Source organism: Streptomyces sp. NPDC031426, assembly GCF_055581585.1.
Window position 1 is genome coordinate 46,425 of the sequence record NZ_JBVIJE010000020.1, and the last position, 16,246, is coordinate 62,670.

At 71.2% G+C, this 16,246-nt stretch carries 10 protein-coding genes; 3 read left to right on the plus strand and 7 right to left on the minus strand.

The window, feature by feature from the left end; genetic code table 11:
- Positions 1 to 154 precede the first annotated feature (154 nt).
- The 3 genes from ACZ5NH_RS32165 to ACZ5NH_RS32175 form a co-directional block, all read right to left on the minus strand.
- Positions 155 to 505 carry a DoxX family protein gene (locus ACZ5NH_RS32165; protein ID WP_391335145.1) on the minus strand — a complete coding sequence of 117 codons (351 nt, stop codon included), beginning with the start codon at positions 503 to 505 and terminating at the stop codon, positions 155 to 157.
- A complete protein-coding gene (locus ACZ5NH_RS32170) occupies positions 502 to 2,439 on the minus strand; it encodes an acyl-CoA synthetase (protein ID WP_468780233.1) in 1,938 nt (645 codons plus the stop codon). Before ACZ5NH_RS32170 ends, ACZ5NH_RS32165 begins: the two co-directional genes overlap by 4 nt.
- A 95-nt stretch (positions 2,440 to 2,534) precedes the next feature.
- Positions 2,535 to 3,488: a fumarylacetoacetate hydrolase family protein gene (locus tag ACZ5NH_RS32175; protein ID WP_468780235.1), complete on the minus strand. Its 954-nt coding sequence runs from the start codon at positions 3,486 to 3,488 to the stop codon at positions 2,535 to 2,537.
- Between the two features lie 154 nt (positions 3,489 to 3,642).
- Here ACZ5NH_RS32175 and ACZ5NH_RS32180 point away from each other — a divergent pair, with 154 nt between their 5' ends.
- Both ACZ5NH_RS32180 and ACZ5NH_RS32185 read left to right on the plus strand, forming a co-directional pair.
- Complete coding sequence (locus ACZ5NH_RS32180) at positions 3,643 to 4,314, plus strand: TetR/AcrR family transcriptional regulator (RefSeq protein ID WP_468780237.1); 672 nt, start codon at positions 3,643 to 3,645, stop codon at positions 4,312 to 4,314.
- Positions 4,315 to 4,927: 613 nt separating this feature from the next.
- The gene (locus ACZ5NH_RS32185; RefSeq protein WP_468780239.1) at positions 4,928 to 6,007 is read left to right on the plus strand and encodes a PP2C family protein-serine/threonine phosphatase; all 1,080 of its coding nucleotides are present in this window, start codon (positions 4,928 to 4,930) and stop codon (positions 6,005 to 6,007) included.
- 678 nt (positions 6,008 to 6,685) lie between these two features.
- Here ACZ5NH_RS32185 and ACZ5NH_RS32190 read toward each other — a convergent pair.
- The 3 genes from ACZ5NH_RS32190 to ACZ5NH_RS32200 form a co-directional block, all read right to left on the minus strand.
- Positions 6,686 to 8,776: a SpoIIE family protein phosphatase gene (locus tag ACZ5NH_RS32190; protein ID WP_468780241.1), complete on the minus strand. Its 2,091-nt coding sequence runs from the start codon at positions 8,774 to 8,776 to the stop codon at positions 6,686 to 6,688.
- Positions 8,777 to 9,262: 486 nt separating this feature from the next.
- Entirely contained in the window at positions 9,263 to 11,902 is a 2,640-nt protein-coding gene (locus ACZ5NH_RS32195) for an MFS transporter (protein WP_468780243.1), read from the minus strand.
- 349 nt (positions 11,903 to 12,251) lie between these two features.
- Positions 12,252 to 12,890, minus strand: a complete 639-nt coding sequence (locus tag ACZ5NH_RS32200; RefSeq protein ID WP_468780245.1) for a hypothetical protein — start codon at positions 12,888 to 12,890, stop codon at positions 12,252 to 12,254.
- Between the two features lie 411 nt (positions 12,891 to 13,301).
- On the opposite strand from ACZ5NH_RS32200, the gene ACZ5NH_RS32205 reads away from it, so the two are divergent.
- Positions 13,302 to 13,826: a transglycosylase SLT domain-containing protein gene (locus ACZ5NH_RS32205; RefSeq protein WP_468780247.1), complete on the plus strand. Its 525-nt coding sequence runs from the start codon at positions 13,302 to 13,304 to the stop codon at positions 13,824 to 13,826.
- Between the two features lie 79 nt (positions 13,827 to 13,905).
- Here ACZ5NH_RS32205 and ACZ5NH_RS32210 read toward each other — a convergent pair whose 3' ends face one another.
- On the minus strand, positions 13,906 to 16,119 hold the full coding sequence (locus ACZ5NH_RS32210; protein WP_468780352.1) for an SWIM zinc finger family protein: 2,214 nt from the start codon (positions 16,117 to 16,119) through the stop codon (positions 13,906 to 13,908).
- Positions 16,120 to 16,246 lie beyond the last annotated feature (127 nt).

Consider the following 16,246-nt stretch of genomic DNA (forward strand, 5'->3'; position numbering starts at 1 on the left):
GCCGTCCGAGCCGTGCGAAAGGCGGCCTGCGGAGGCGGGCTGGGTATGAACGCTGTGCTAGGCCAGCCATCGGGTGGAGGCGCAGGGCGGCAGATGCTGGCGGACGTCGATGCGGCTCATCGTGATGCTCCTCGGTGCCCAGGCGGCGGCGATGCTAGCCGCCGACCAGCGCGACGAGATGGGCTCCGGCCAAGGCACCCGCGATGACGGCCGGCAGGCAGCGGGCCGCCGGATCGCCGCTGCGCAGGTGGACGACGACGGCGCCGGCCATGAGCAGGATCAGGCCGATGGATGCGGCGGCGCCGAGCGCGGTGATCCGCAGGCCGAGCAGCAGACCGGCCGCTGCCGCCACCTCGAGAGCACCCAGCAGGCGGTAGTGGGTGGTGGTCATGCCGACGTGGGCCGCGGCCTGGCGCATAGCGGGTACTGCCGCGAGCTTGGCCGACCCGAGCAGGAGGAAGATCCCGGCGAGGAGGACGGCGAGGACGATGGCGGTGGTGCTCATGGGGTTTCTCTCTCAAGTGGCTTGCTGGGGGCGTACTGCCAGTGCAGGACGTACCGGTCGAGGGCTGCGGTGACCCTGCGTTGTACCGCCTCGTCGGCAGGGGCGGGCACCGTGACGCGGACACCGCCGTCGTGCGGCCGGCACAGGATGCGTTCCGGGTCGCAGTCCGCGCCCTGGGCGGCCAGTTCGGCGTGGACCGCGCGGCGGGTGGCGTCCAGGCGAAGGCCGAGCTTGTAGGGCTTGCCGACGGCGGTGAGCGGGATGGCGTCGATCACGAGCACCTCGCGCGGGGTGGCGGCGCGTTCGGGGACCCGTTCGGTGGCCCAGCTGAGCAGTTCGGCGGGGTCGGCCTCGGCGCCGGGGGCGAGGGTGACGTAGGCGACGGGCACCTCGCCGGCGTGCGGGTCGGGACGGCCGACCGCCGCGGCGGCGGTTACCTCGGGGTGGGCGAGGAGGGCGTCCTCGATCGCGGCGGGGTCGATGTTGTGGCCGCCGCGGATGATCAGGTCCTTGGCGCGGCCGGCGAGATGGATGAAGCCGTCGGCGTCGATGCGGGCCAGGTCGCCCGTGTCCAGCCAGCCGTCGCGGATCTTCCCGGCGCTCTCCAGGCGAGGCCCGTGGGCGGTGTGCTCGGCGACGTAGCCGGCGAAGAGGACCGGGCCGCTGATGGCGAGCACCCCGGTGGCGCCCGGCGGCAGGTCGTGCCACTCGCCGGTGTCCGGGTCGATCCGCACGGTCTTGACCTGCTGGTAGGGCAGGCGCCGACCGACACTGCCGGGCCGGGTGTGACCGGGCAGACCGAGGGCGGAGGCGCAGGTCGCCTCGGTCAGCCCGTAGCCCTCGCACAGGGGGATGCCGGTGTGCTTCTCGAAGGACTCCCGTACGGCGGGCGGCAGCGGGGATGCGCCGACGGCGGCGAACCGCATGCTGGAGATGTCCGCGTCGACGGGGAGATGGGCGAGGACCGAGTACACGGTGGGCACGCCCGACATGGCGGCGATGCGGTAGTGCTCCACCAGCTTCCAGAACACCGGATACAGCTCGGAATCGCGGTAGCCCAGCGGCCCGGCCCACACCACTCCCCGGCCGCGCAGCAGCGGGCCGAGCAGGGTGACGATCAGGGCGTTGACGTGGAACAACGGCAGCGCCGCGAACATTGCCGAGTCCTCGTCGAGGGGGATGCTCGCGGCCACCATCCAGGCGTCGACGACCTCGTTGGCGTGCGTGTGCGCGGCGAGCTTGGGAGTGCCGGTGGTGCCGCCGGTGTGGAAATAGGCGGCCAGGTCGTCGGCGGTCGGGGGCTCGATGTCGACCAGCCGGTCGGCGGGATGGGTCGCGGCCAGCTCCGTGAGGTAGCCGACGCGTACGCCCTCGATGGGTTCCAGAGCGGGGGCGGGGCCGTCGGCCAGGGTGGGGGTCAGTGCCAGTAGGGCGTCCAGCCGCAAGGCCGCGGCGACCTGCCGGGCCGTGGCCCACACCTCTGCATCCAGCTGTGGACCGGCGGCGATGAGCACCCGTGCGCCGCCGCGCCGCAGCAACTGCTCGACGTGCTCGGATGCCAGGCCCGGGTTGACCGGGGCGGCGATGCCGGCGGCCTGCGCGGCCAGCAGGGCTGCGGGCAGCTCCGCGGTGTTCGGGGAGAGCAGGCCCACGGCAGCCCGGCGGGTGACGCCGAGCGCGCGCAGCAGGTTGGCGGTGCGGTGCACCTGGTCGCGCAGCTGCGCGAAGGTCACGGTGGCGGGGCTCAGGAAGCGCGCGGCGTCGGGCAGCACCGTCAGGGCCGGGCGGTCGGGCCACAGGCGGGCGGCGCGCAGCACGGTGTCGTAGGTGGTGGCGGGCAGGCCGCGCTCGTGCAGCGGAACGGCCTCGATCGTGGACAGGTCCGCGGTGCTGTCGGCGGCGGACCACAGCAGGTCGGTGGGTGTCAGTGTCACCGGTGCGCCTTTGCAGGGTGAGGGATGAGGGTCTAGTGGCCGGCCCGGTACGGGGCGCCGGGCCGGCCGGTCCCGGGCGGGGGTCCCGGGAGTCGTCAGCGGGCGCGCACCACCGTGCGCTGCTCGCCGAGATCGAGTGCGCCGTCGTCGGTGGCGATGCGGGCCGTGACGATGTCGCCGTCCTTGAGGTAGTCGGGGTTCGCCTCCTGGCGGGCGAAGAACTTCTGCCAGCGCTTGTTCGGGGGCAGCAGGGCGGCGAGCGTGGTCAGGAGCTTGCCCGGAGACTTCAGGGCGGTGCCGCCGGGCGTTCCGGTGAGCAGGACGTCACCGGGCTGCAGCGTCTGGAAGCGGGCGAGCAGGCTGAGGGCGCGGGCGGGCCGGACGATCATGTCCGTGGTGGTGCGGTCCTGCCGGGTGGCCCCGTTGACCTTCAGCCTGAGCCGCAGGTCCGGCAGGCGGGCCAGATCGTCGGCATCGACCAGGAGCAGCCGGGGCCCGAGTGGGGTGAAGGTGGGGTACGACTTGGACTCGTAGAACTGGGTTTTGGGCAGTTGCAGGTCGCGGGCGCTGACGTCGTCGGCGACGACCAGTGCGGCGACGAATTCCGGCAGGGTGGAATCGGTGACCTCGGTGCCGACCGGCAGGTCCGCGCCCATCACCAGCCCGAGTTCCACCTCGTAGTCCAGGAAGCGCACGTGCTGTGGACGCACGATGTCCTGGTACGGGCCGCTGACGGACCCGGACGCCTTGCGGAAGAACGCGGGCGGGACCGTGTCCGGGTCGAATCCGGAATCCACCGCGTGGGAACGGTAGTTGACCATCTGCGCCACCACCCGGCAGGGCGTGGTGACGGGCGACAGCAGCTCCGCTTCTCCAACGGAAAGCCCGGCGGCGGGGTCACCCGCGGCGCGGGCAGCCGCCTGCTGCACTGCGGAACGGTTGGCGAGCAGGCCGGCGGTGGTGTCCGCGTCGCTGTCGACGCGGTGCAGCCGTCCTGTGCCGCTCTCCACCCACCAGCCGTCTGTGGTGCGGACGACCTGGATACTCATCGGCTCTCCTGAGTCCTGGACAGGCACCGACCGGACCACTCCCGCGAGCAGCTCAGTCAGCAGTGATGAGAGAATCAGTCCAGATGTCAGCCCCGTCAACGGCCGTCAGTGGTGACGAAACAATCAAAGCTGATGTATTGAGTAAGGTGGAGGGATGAGTATCGACCGACAGGGCAAGGCCAACAGTCGGACGCCCAGCCACACGCCCAACCGCGTGGACCGACGCAAGGCGCGTACCCGTGCCTCGCTGATCGCCGCCGCGCAGCGGTTCCTCGCCGAGCAGGGGCGGACGGAAGTGAGCATCCAGGAGATCACCGAGGCTGCGGACGTCGGCTTCGGCTCCTTCTACAACCACTTCACCAGCAAGGACGAGCTGTTCGACGCGGCCGTCGCCCGCACCCTGGAGGAACACGGCGCACTCCTGGAATCCGTCGTGGGAGACCTGAAGGACCCCGCGGAGATCTTCGCTGCCAGCGTCCGCCTGACCTGCCGACTGCAGCGCACTCACACACAGATCGCCAGGATCCTCGTGCGTACGGGCATGCCCTATCTGACCTCCGACAGCGGCTTGGCACCTCAGGCGATGCGGGATCTGAGGGCCGCCGCCGACAACGGACGGCTGGACATCGAAGACCCGCGCACTTCTGTGGCCATGGTCGGCGGCGCTCTGCTCGGAGTGCTCCACCTACTGGAGACCCGCCCGGACCTCGATGCCGAGCATGTTGCCGACCAGCTGGCCTTCCGCCTGCTGCGGATGTTCGGCATGACGCGCGCCGAAGCCCAGGAGATCGCCACTCGGCCCCTGCCATTGCTGCCCCGGACCTGACAATGGTGAGCAAGATCGGCGACGCATGAGACACGTCGCCCATGTCCGCGAATGTGACGCTCAGGGGGCGCGGCGGATCCCCGACGGATCTCGGCATAGAGGACGGTTTTGCCTGCCCGGGAGGCGCTGCCCCGGGCGACGACTTTTCCGTCCACCAGCACCTCGATCGAGCAGCTGAACCCCGCTGCTGAACTCCGCAGCCCTTTACAGGTTTCTCCACCCCATCAAGCACCCGTCGTCGCTTCGCCCCTCCGGGCGGGCGCGGGCGGCCGGCGGCGCCCGCGCTCATGTCTCCGCCCCGCTCGGCACCGTGCACCACGAGGGACGGCGGGTCAGTCGTCACCCCAGCGGCGGAGACTCGCCCTGATCAAGCCCGGCCGGCATCCACAACGCTTGTGACCTGCCACACATGACCTTGCATGCCCATATATGTCCGTTTTAATTGATGGAACCATCAGAACCGACGATATGATCCTAGACGGAGCAGCACATGGCATTCACGTTCCGCGACCCTGCGTGTACGGCTCCGGGTTGCGTGCAGGAGCCACACCTGATGCATCACCGAGCGAGGCCGTCACTCGTTCACTCGCGCACCTTGCCGCAACCACGATCCGTGCTGACAGTCGCCTTGCTGTTCATTCTGGCGATCACGCTCATCGATCTTCAGGTGCCTGGCGCAGTTCATCTCGGCGACTTGCTGATCATGGTGCCTGCACTCACTTCCTGGTACGCGAGCTCCCGGGTGACCTCACTTGTCGCCATCGTGGCCGTGTCGGCTTTGATGGCCATCTTCCTGGTCCGCCACTCGGTGAACCCGCCACAGGCGGCTGCCCTCATTGCGACCTCGGTGGCCGTCGTGATCGCCCGGTACCTGACGGAACACGGACAGCGAAAGCTGGTCCAGCTGCGCGCAGTCGCCGAGGCCGCGCAACGCGCCATACTGCCTCCCCTCCCCCACCGACTCGGCCCCCTTCGCCTGGCCTCGACGTACCTGGCGGCAGAGGACGAAGCACGCATCGGCGGAGATCTCTACGCCGCCGTGCGCACGCCCACGGGGACACGGTTGATCATCGGCGATGTTCGAGGCAAGGGCCTGGCGGCGGTCGGCACCGCTGCCCACACCATCAGCACGTTCCGCGACGCCGCCCGCCGGCTGACCACGCTGCCGGAACTCGCCGCCTACCTGGATTCAAGTGTCCGCAGCAACGCATCCGAAGCAGTGAGCCCCGAACAGACCGAAGAGGCGTTCGTCACCGCCACTCTCCTCGAAATCCCCGACGCCGAGCCCCTCGTATGGAGCGTCACCTGCGGACACCCCCCACCGCTACTCCTACGAGCGCACGACGTCGTGACCCTGGAAGCCGGCCAACCCGCGCCCCCGCTGGGACTGGGCGCACTGACGCAAACCACCTTTCACCTCGACACCTTCGCCCTAGGGGCCGAAGACACCTTCCTCCTCTACACCGACGGTGCCATCGAAGCCCGCAATACCGACGGCGAGTTCTACCCGCTCGCCAAACGACTCACCCACCAGAACCACCGCCATCCCACGGCACTCCTCAACCACCTCCGCGGCGACCTTCTCAACCACGTCGGCGGCCGACTCGACGACGACGCCGCCTTGATCGCAATCAAACGTCAACCCGCTGACGGCACAGCGCCATCGGCTGACCAATCGACCTGTGCTGAGTGAGGCGTCTCGATGTCCTTCGATATGCGGTCACGCAGCACTGCTGACCTGGGGCAACGACCCAGTGCAGTACAGCAGTGAAGTACAGCAACCACCACGACCGCCACCGACCGCCACCGGTCCTTGACGACCAGTTGACCAGCCCACCTGACCTCAATGACCATCCTGCCCATAGTTCGCATCGAGGGCACTCGCGACACCCCCGCTCGGGCCGTCTCTGGGCCGTGCGGGGGTGCTCAACGAACGACCAACGCTGACAACCGCCGACAGCTAAGTCGCAGGTCGCAGCGTTGCTCGTTTACATGGCCGCAGGTCAGAGACCCGGCCCTTCGCTTCTATGGTTGCGATGGAGGCGAACGGCATGGCCACGTTCCTCGGCCCGGTCGCACTGCCCGAAAGCCGTGACGCCCGGACTACCTCGCGAACCGGAGCCTCCAGACGCCTGGTGACCTCGAGCGCGACCGAATGCCGTGGCGGAGTTCCCCGGCTGACAGCGCCAGCGGCTCCCCCGTTGCTGAATCCGGGCGATTGCCCTGGCCAAGAGCGGAGCCGTGATGCTCGTGCTTCGCGGCGCCTGCGGCGTCTTCGGCGAAACCCGGCCGAGCAGCTGCAGTTGCAGCTGCACCGCCGCGCTCTCGCCAGCACGGCTGGCCGAGGACGATCCGGGCGCGCTCGGTAACGCTATGACCGCTGTTGGGGATGGGGCGAGGTTGCGGGCGGGAGAGTCTGCTCGGCCCAGACGGTCTTGCCGTCGAGGGAGTAACGGACGCCCCAGTTCTGTGCCAGTTGGGCCATGATGAACAGGCCGCGCCCGCCTTCGTCGATGGTTTTCGCGTGGCGCAGCCGTGGCGCGAGGGCATTGCTGTCGTGGACTTCGCAGGTGAGCGTGCGGTCCTTGATGAGCCGCAACTGCACAGGCGGTGTGCCGTAGCGGATGGCGTTGGTGACCAGTTCGCTGACGATCGTTTCGGTGGTGTAGGCGGTTTCCTCGTCCACTCCCCAATGGGTGAGTTGGTGTTGGGCGTGGGTGCGCGCCGTGGCAACGGCTTTGGGGTGGGGGTCGAGTTGCCATGCGGCGACCTGGTCCGCGGGGAGTGTGTGGGTGCGGGCGAGGAGGAGGATGACGTCGCCGTGGCGGGTGTCGTTCCGTAGCCGGTAGAGCACGTCGTCGCACAGATCCTGCAGTGGCCGGTCAGTGTGGGCCAGCACTCGTTGGAGGATCTCCGGGGACTGGGAGGTGTGCAGGAGGGACGGCGTGTAGAAGGCGAGGACGCTGCCGTCGGGGAGAGGGACCGTGGTGGCAGCGAAGGGAGGTCCTTCGGTCCTGCCCAGGGGAGGTCCGCTCGGTAGGTGAGGGATCTGGGTGCTCCCATCGGGATGGGCGATGACGGGTGGGGGGTGGCCGGCCAGGGCGATGGTGCAGGTCCCAGCGAGCGGGTCGTAGACCGCGTACGCGCAGCTTCCCGTGAGCGGCATGGGGTCGCCGGGCGGCAGAGCGGCGCGTTCCTGGGCCAGGCTGATGGCGGTGTCGTTGAGGCGGGCGAGGAGCTCGTCGGGCTCCAGGTCGAGCGCGGCCAGAGAGTGCGCGGCGGTCCCTATCTGTCCCATGGTGGTGGCCGCATGGATGCCTCGGCCGGCTACTTCGCCGACCACCAGTGCGGTGCGGGCGCCGGACAGGGCGAATGTGTCGAACCCGCAGCCTCCGCCGGTTTCAGAGGGCACCAGTATGTGCGCGGTTTCAACGGTCGTCTGCGTCGCAACCTCGGGAAGCAGCAGATGGCGCTGGATCGTCAGGGCGATGGTGTGTTCGCGGGTATAACGGCGGGCGTTGTCGATGCACAGCGCGGCGTGAGCGGCCACTGCCTCGGCGAGGATGACATCGCCCTGGTCGAAGACGTCGCCCTGGTCGGTGCGGTAGAGGCTCATCAGCCCCAGCACCTTTCCCCGCAGGGTCAGGGGAGTGGTAACAAGGCTCCGGGCGCCTGAGGCGCGAATCGCCTCGGCGCGCTGCGGGACGGCAGCCAGCCAAGGTGTTTCCGGACCCAGGGCAACGAGGCGCGGCCTGAGGTCGGCCAGTGTCTGGGCGTAGGGCGTCGGGAACGGCAGAGCACGCACGTCACCCACCGGATGTGCCTGGACCTGGTCCTCGCCGCCACTGCGGGCGAAGGCCGCACGGCGCAGCGGCACCTCCCGTCCGAGAGGACTCGGCGGAGGTTCCTCGCCACGCACCACTGCCTCCACCACTTCCACCACGGCGAGGTCGGCGAGGTCCGGCACCACCGCTTGCACCAAATCCTCGCAGGTGGCCACAACGTCGAGGGTCCGTCCCACGCGATCGCGCACCGAGCCGAGAAGGCGCAGACGGGCGCGTACCTTCTCGCATTCGGTGACACCAAGTATCTCCGTCAGCACTCCCAGGATCCTGCCCTGCGCGTCCTCAAGACGAGATGCCGAGACGGAGAACCGGTACTCCGGCCCCGGCGCGCCCTTCGGACGCACCTCCATTCGTCGCCCCCGAGCGGGCGCGCCGCTCTCCAGCACGCCGTGCAGCATCGCCTCGACCTCACCGGGCGCGGAAAGGTCATATACGTCGGTGAAGTGCCGGCCTATGATCTCTTCAGGGGTGCCCGATTTCAGGACCGGCGTGTTGACGTTGATCCATAGGATCCGCAGTTCCGTGTCCAGGAGCATCAGGCCGGTCGGGGATTGGTGGAACAGGGCTTCTAGTAGTGCCGCACCCTCGACGGGCGAAATGGCTTCGTTGTGCGCCACGGCAACCCACCTCCACTATCCAGACTGCGCCTGGCTCCTGCGCGCCGCGCCCTCGCATCGCGCGACGTGCCCGGACATGCCGCCAGATCTCCGCCGCGATCGGCTTCGCCGTCCTGGTCGCGGTGGTCGGCTCCCACGTCGGTGCCACCTCACGTCACGACTTCCGGATCGCCCGGTGCGCAGCCGCCGTACCGAGCCTGACGACGTCAGCGATCGGTGTGCACCTCAGCCGTGGCGGCGGCTCGGACCAGACGGCGCCCGCCGCATCGCAGAAGCCGGATGCGGTGCGCAGGCTCTGGCGGACGCGTCCTGCCCCGGCAGTCCCGTCAGGCCCTCCCACCGTCCCAGACAGTGCCTGACCACTATGTGTGACTGGTGCGGCTGGTGTCTGAGCCTGGACTCCCCGGGGCCGAGAGGCCGGCTGATCCAGCACCGCGACCGCGGTGTCGCCACCCCCGTGTTCCATGGCGCAGCGGGCCGTTGCCGCTACCGGGACTCCTCCTGGTGGGACAGCTCGACGTCGAAGCCGGTGACGCCGCTGCCGTCCAGGCGCACCGACGCGGCGACCGGGGCGTAGCCGCCGGCGATGACGGTGTACTCGCCGCCGTCGAGGTCGGTGAATCCGTAGGCGCCGTCGGAGCCGGTGATCGTGGTGCCGACCACGTTCCCGGCCGAGTCCAGCAGGGTGACCTTGGCGTCGTGGAGCGGCCGACCGGTCGCGGTGCTGACGACGCCGTGGAGCCGGGCGCCGGGTTCGAGGCGGATCTCGCAGACGTCGGCGCCGCCCGGGGTGACGTCGAGGGGGAGGGCGGCCGGGCGGTGTCCGGGCGCGTTCACCACGAGCGTGTAGCCGCCGGGTACCAGATCGGCGAGCACGAAGGCGCCGTCGGCGGCCGAGGTGCCGGAGGACACGACCTCGCCGCGCACGTCGGTGGCGACCAGCAGGGCTCCCGGCAGCGGCCGCCCCTCGACGGCCTCCCGGACCGTCCCGGTGAGCGCGACGGTGCCGCTGAGCACGAGGTCGCACTCGACCGGCTCGTCGCCGACCAGGACCGTGACCGCCTGTGGCTGCCGGGCACCGGCGGCGCCGATCAGCACGTACGTGCCGGGGCCGGTGACGGACATCGCGTAGTCCCCGTCCGCGCCGCTGACGGCGCGGCCGAACTGCCGTCCGTTGACGTCGATCAGGGTGATGACGGCCTGTGACACCGGCGCGCCCGCGCCGTCCAGCACCCGTCCGTGGACGCCGTGCGACGGGGCGCCGGGGACGGGTGCGAACCGATCGGCCGGCTCGGTGACGGGCTGCGTCCTTCCGGCCGGGGCGTCGGCGGCGGTCTCGGCGGTGGTGCGCTCCGTGGCGGCCGGCTCGGTGGCCGGGGTCGCGGCGGGCCCGGCAGCCGTGGTCTCGGCCGGCTCCGGGGCGGGGCCGGCGCTCTCCTCGGCGGCCCGTGCCTCCAGTCCGGAGACCTTGCGCAGCGGCACCTCCTTGGTCCACACCGCGACCAGGAAGGCCAGGACCATCACGGCCGCCGCGATGAGGAAGACGAGCTGCATCGAGTCGGTGAAGCCGACCTTGAACGGCTGAGCGAGACGCGGGTCGAGCTGCTGGATGAAGGAGGAGTCGTCGAGCACGCCCGAGCCGCTCCCGCCGCCCGCGCCGGGGTGCTTGAACATCTCCAGCACCGGCGCGTTCGCGGGGTTGTGCCGTACGGCCGGGTCATGGAGCGCGGCCTGGAACGCGGGCGTCTGCGCGGCGGACCGGAAGGCCGAGCTGATCTTGTCGCCGACCGTGCTGAACAGCACGGAGAGGAAGACCGCGGTGCCGGCGGTGCCGCCCATCTGCCGGAAGAAGGTGGCCGACGCGGTCGCCACGCCCATGTCCTTGGGCTCCACGGCGTTCTGCACGGCCAGCGTCAGGATCTGCATGCATCCGCTGAGGCCGATGCCGAACAGGGCCATGTAGGCCATGGTCTGCGGCAGTGCCGTGTTCCACTCCACCCGGTAGTGGAACAGCAGCATGGCGGCGATGATCAGCAGGGTGCCGATGACCGGGAAGACCTTGTACTTGCCGGTCTTCTGGATGATGCGTCCGACCACGATGGTCCCGGCGATCATGCCGACCATCAGCGGCAGCATCAGCAGGCCCGACCTGGTGGGGCTGACACCCTTCACGATCTGCAGGTACAGCGGGATCATCATCATCCCGCCGAACATGCCCATGCCGATCAGCACGGACATCAGGCTCATCTTGCTGAACACCGCGCCGCGGAACAGCCGCATCGGGATCAGGGCCTCCTCGCCCATGGCCCGTTCGACGAGGACCCACACCAGCAGGCCGACCGCGCCGACCGCGTAGCAGATGTATGCCTTCGGGGAGGTCCAGCCCCAGCTCTGGCCCTGCTCGGCCACGAGCAGCAGCGGCACCACGCCGACGGCGATGGTGAGCGCGCCCCACCAGTCGATGCGGTGCTCGCGCCGGGTGTGCGGGAGGTTCAGGACCTGGGCGACGACGAACAGCGCGATGATGCCGACCGGCACGTTGACCAGGAACACCCAGCGCCAGCCGGCGATGCTCAGGATGCTGCCGCGGCCCGCGAGGAAACCGCCGATCAGCGGGCCGAGCACGCTGGCGGAGCCGAACATGGCGAGCATGTAGCCCTGGTACCGGGCGCGCTCGCGGGGCGGCACGATGTCACCGATGATCGCCAGCGCCAGTGACATCAGACCGCCCGCGCCGATGCCCTGGAAGGCCCGGAAGGCGGACAGCTCCGTCATCGAGGTGGCGAACGAGCAGGCCGCCGAGCCGGCGATGAAGATCGTGATGGCCGCCAGGAAGAAGGGCTTGCGGCCGTAGAGGTCGGACAGCTTTCCGTACAGCGGCGTGCTGATGGTGGAGGTGATCAGGTACGCGGTGGTGACCCACGCCTGCGCGCTGAGCCCGTGCAGATCGTCGGCGATCGTGCGGATCGAGGTGCTGACGATGGTCTGGTCGAGCGCCGCGAGGAACATCCCCAGCATCAGGCCGCTGAGGATCGTCATGATCTGACGGTGCGTCAGCCTGCCGGCCGGCGCCGACGCGGATATCGCTTCGGTTCCCCCACGGGCCGGGGATGCGGACGTGGTCATGCGTGCGGATCTCCTTGCCTCGCCTCGCCGGCCGGGCCCGGCCCGGCTTCGAGACTCTGTGTGGGTGCGGTCGACCGGATCGTCGTCGAGGCGCGGCAGCGGACGGGTGAGACGGTCGACACGCACGTTCCGTTGCTTGCGGCTACCAACTGAGTGTAGATCCTGGCTGCGGCGGGCTGTGCCACACCCATGTCAGGTGGAGTGTCGCGCGCGGACGGCCCTTCCCCGTCGTGGTGGCGGGTGACCCGGTCAGCACCTCCCCGCGCCGGACAGTCCCCCCGGTCGCCCGCCCCCGCTCGCCCGGCGCGCACGAATTCCTCACTGCGGCATCCGGACGAGCCGCCCGACGTCAGTAGCGCTGGGCCTTGGCGAGGACTGCTGTCAGCTTCGTCTCCGGTGGCTGGTGGCTGGAGGCGATGGGTTGGTCCTTCTTCCCGGGTTCCAGGTGCTCCGCCCCGACGTACCGCGTCTCGACCACCTTGCCGGCCGCGTCCTTGAAGTCGACCTGTACCGCGTAGGAGGCCGCGCTGCCGGTCTTGTTGGTGATGGTGACCAGGACGGCGAGCACTCCGCCGGTCCGTGACCTGGGGATGCCCGTCATGGCGACCTCGGAGAGCGCGTTGCCCCGGCCTTTGACGTTCTTCAGCTCCTTTTCCGCCGCCGCACTCCTGCGCTGGGTCTCGGCGTCCACCGAGGCCTCGAACTCGGAGGCGCGAGCCGAGGCGGAGGATGCCGCGGCGGAGGCGGACGCCCGGGCCGAGCCGATCGCCGAGGAGGCCGAGGACGCCAGAGCCGACGGTGGCGCACCGGAGAACGACGAGACGTTCGGTGTACGGGGAGTGCCGGCCGGGGTCGCGGAGCCGGCGCTCCCGCCGTTGCCGCTGCCGCAGCCGACGAGACCGCCGGCAAGGAGCAGGCCGCCGAGCGCGCTTCCCACGATGATCCGGCGCCGGGCCCTCGCGGAGCCTTCGGGGCGAGTCACGGACATGGTGCCGTCCAAGGGGTCGATGGTCTGGGTCTTCCATCGTGAGACCCCGATTTACCCCTCGCGAGTCGACTCCGAAGCCCCGCCGGAGGGGCTCTGCGTGTGATGCCACCCATAGGAGCCAGATCACATCCTAGCGAGGGCCGTACCAGCTCCACTCAGCCGACCTGCATAGAAGTCACCATTTAACAGCTCATTTCGGACATTGCTACGGAGTTAGGTAGTACGTCACATCATTGCGCCGCGCTCAACCGGCCCGTAAACATTGCTGTCGTCGCCGGGACACACCGGCCGGACCGAGCGGGACACCGCCGGATCGGCCCGCTCGCGACGCAGCCCGGGGCATCGCCCCACGCCACCGCGACCGACAGCGGCCGGCACCGACTACGTCCTTTCGTGGAGAGTTCCTTCCGTATGACCATGATCAACCGCACCCGCATCGCTCGCCTGCGCACCCTCGCCCTCACCGGCATCACCACGACCGGCGCGGCGGCCGTCGCCCTCACTCTGATGCCCGCGAACGCCCAGGCCGCCGAAGCGACGCAGGTGTCGGCCTCCTCCGTGGTCAAGACGTCCTCGCACGACAGCAGCGCCGGCACCCGGTCCACGGCCGGCACCGCCAACAGCCTCGACGGCTGGATCAAGCAGTCTCTGCAGATCATGAAGGCCAAGGGCATCCCCGGCAGCTACGAGGGCCTCAAGCGCAACATCCTGCGCGAGTCCGGTGGCAACCCCAACGCCCAGAACAACTGGGACGTCAACGCCAAGCAGGGCACCCCCTCCAAGGGCCTGCTCCAGGTCATCGACCCGACCTTCAACACCTACCACGTCGCCGGTACCGCCAAGAGCGTCACCGACCCGGTGGCCAACATCACCGCGGCCGCCAACTACGCGGCCCACCGCTACGGCTCCATCGACAACGTGAACTCCGCGTACTGAGCCGACGCACCCCAGCACCGGAAGGCCGGTGCCGGCAGCGACAACCGCTGCCGGCACCGGCCTTCCCGCGTCACAGCGGTCAGACGTCGTCGGGTGTGCCGAGGCCGGTCAGGGCGCCCACCGGGTCCAGGTCGGGCGTGCCGCGGGGCCACCAGTCGTCCCGGCCCGGCTCCGACTCGTACGCGTACCACAGGCCGTCGCGGCCCAGCCGGAGCTGGACATGGCCGCGGGGATGGGTGAGGCGGTTGCGCCAGGGCCGGAACGCCGGAAGGTCGGCGGCGAGCAGCAGCGGGCGGGCCCGGTCGAAGCGGCCGGCCGGGGGGTCCCACGGCTCCTCCAGCACGGCCAGCCCGGCGGCCCCGCCCTGGCGCCAGGCCGCGACGGCCCGCGCGAGGTCGGCCGGGGGGCGGCCCACGGCCGTGGCGAGCGTGGCGTAGAGGGTGCGGGTGGTGGCCGTGAGGCCGGAGCCGGGGCGGGCGGCGGCCAGGCGCACCGCGTCCTGCCACAGGGTCAGCTCGCCCACCGGATCGCGTCCGGTGCCGAGCAGCGCGTGGGCGCGGGCGGCGGCGTCGGTCGCGAGCTGGTCCAGCGCGAAGGGGTCGGGACCGCCGGGCGCCGCCGGATAGACCGGGGGCTGCTCGGGGTGCGGGGGCGCCGGCAACGGCGGGGGCAGCGGCGGGAGTTCGCGCGGGGCCAGGACGTCAGCGGCGCGTACGCCCGGCAGGGACTGCGGCTGTCGCTCCTGGGCGGCGCGGGCCGCATGGGCGGCGCTGCGCCGGGACAGCGCGTCGAGCAGGCTTCTCTCGCCCCGGCCGCGCAGCAGGAGCAGCACGAAGGGGTCGGCGTCGAGCAGCCGCGCCGTCTGGTAGCAGAGCGCCGCCGCGTGTTTGCAGGGGTGCCCGGAGTCGGGGCAGCTGCAGCGCGGCACGAGGTCGCCGGGGCCGGGCAGCAGGGGCACCCCGCAGTCGGCGAGGGACTGGGGCAGTTCCTTGTCGAGCAGCGCGGCGATGTGGCCCGGCCGGTCGGCGGCCGCGTCCAGGAAGCGCGCCCAGTCCGCGTCCTCCAGCGTGCGGACCCGCACCTGCACCCGGTACGGGCGGGGCCGGCTGCCGCGGACGTACGCCAGCACTAGCCCCGGCGTCACGGTGATCGCGTCGACATGCCCCTGCTCGGCGTAACCGCGGCCCCGCGCCAGCCTCTTGGGGTCCAGCGCGCCCTGCTCCAGCGCGGCCACCCAGGCATTGCCCCACCAGGTCCCGGCGAACGGCGCGCCCTCGGCGGTGGCCTCACGGGGCGCGAACTCCGGGAAGGTGCGCCGCAGTTCGGAGTCGCGGTGCGGGGTGGCCATGGTGGCGGGCAGGTAGGGGGACGCCTGTGCGGGGGCCGTGTGGTGCGGTTCGGTGGGAGTGGCGAGGGTGGCGGGGGGTGTGTGCGGGGACACCGGCTCGTCCCGCGTCGGCCCCGATCCCGCGGGAGTGGGGTCCGGCTCGGCGGGGGCGGTGCCGGGGCGCGGCTCGGCGAGAGTCGTGCTGTCGTCGCTGCCGCTGGTGCCGGTGCCCGGGGGCTCGTCCTCCGGGGTGTCGGACCACGTCGGCATCCGGAAGGCGTTGGCCAGGTAGTGCCGGATCTCCTGGGCAGCCTTGACGCGGGCCGCCGCGGATTCCGGTCCGGGGCCGGTCGCGGGGCGCGGCACCGCGGCGGCGGTGCCACCGGTCGCGCGCGTCCCGCGTCGGGTACGGGGGTCCTGCGACCGCTTGCCGCGCGCCTCGGCCTCGGCCTCGGCACGCAGCGCCTCCCGGCGGGCGGCCCGGAGCGCTTCCCTGGCCACGTCGGCGGGACGCGCCCCGGGCCGTCCTGCCCGGGCGCCCCCGGACACGTCTCCCTCACCGGCACGGGCGGCGCCGGGCACATCTCCCTCTCCCGCACGGCCAGGCTCTGGCACGTCCCGGCCCCCTGCAGGGACGCCCCCGGGCAAACCCCCCTCTCCCGCACGGCCAGCACCGGGCACATCTCGCGTCCCAGCACGGGCGCCCCCGGGCTCGTCCCCCTCTCCCGCACGGCCAGCCTCTGGCACGCCCCGGTCCCCCGCAGGGGCGCCCCCGGCACCCGCATCCGCGGACCGCTCCGTGGCACGGGTCCCGCCTTCGTCGGCGGGCCGCGCGGCGGCACCGAGTGTGCCTTCGTCGGCAGGCTGTGCCCGGGCCTCCGCTGGCCTGCGGTCTGCGGCGGCGGCGGAGTCGCCGGGGCCGTCCGGCGTGCCGGGCGTATCCGACCCGGCGGGCACGGGGGGCATGGCCGTCGCCCGGAGGGCGGCGCGCGCGAGGTCCGCGGGCCTCGGTTCCGCGGTGCCCGTCCCGTCGACCACGCGCCCGGACGCCGCCTGCTCCTCCGCGGTCTCCCGCCCTGCTTCCGCCCGCTCG

What these genes read in the sequence shown, in the direction of transcription:
- ACZ5NH_RS32210 (WP_468780352.1), bottom strand. Translation starts at nt 16,119, where the DNA reads ATGCCCCCCGTGCCCGCCGGGTCGGATACGCCCGGCACGCCGGACGGC.
- ACZ5NH_RS32200 (WP_468780245.1), bottom strand. Translation starts at nt 12,890, where the DNA reads ATGTCCGTGACTCGCCCCGAAGGCTCCGCGAGGGCCCGGCGCCGGATC.
- ACZ5NH_RS32175 (WP_468780235.1), bottom strand. Translation starts at nt 3,488, where the DNA reads ATGAGTATCCAGGTCGTCCGCACCACAGACGGCTGGTGGGTGGAGAGC.
- ACZ5NH_RS32180 (WP_468780237.1), top strand. Translation starts at nt 3,643, where the DNA reads ATGAGTATCGACCGACAGGGCAAGGCCAACAGTCGGACGCCCAGCCAC.
- ACZ5NH_RS32165 (WP_391335145.1), bottom strand. Translation starts at nt 505, where the DNA reads ATGAGCACCACCGCCATCGTCCTCGCCGTCCTCCTCGCCGGGATCTTC.
- ACZ5NH_RS32195 (WP_468780243.1), bottom strand. Translation starts at nt 11,902, where the DNA reads ATGACCACGTCCGCATCCCCGGCCCGTGGGGGAACCGAAGCGATATCC.
- ACZ5NH_RS32205 (WP_468780247.1), top strand. Translation starts at nt 13,302, where the DNA reads ATGACCATGATCAACCGCACCCGCATCGCTCGCCTGCGCACCCTCGCC.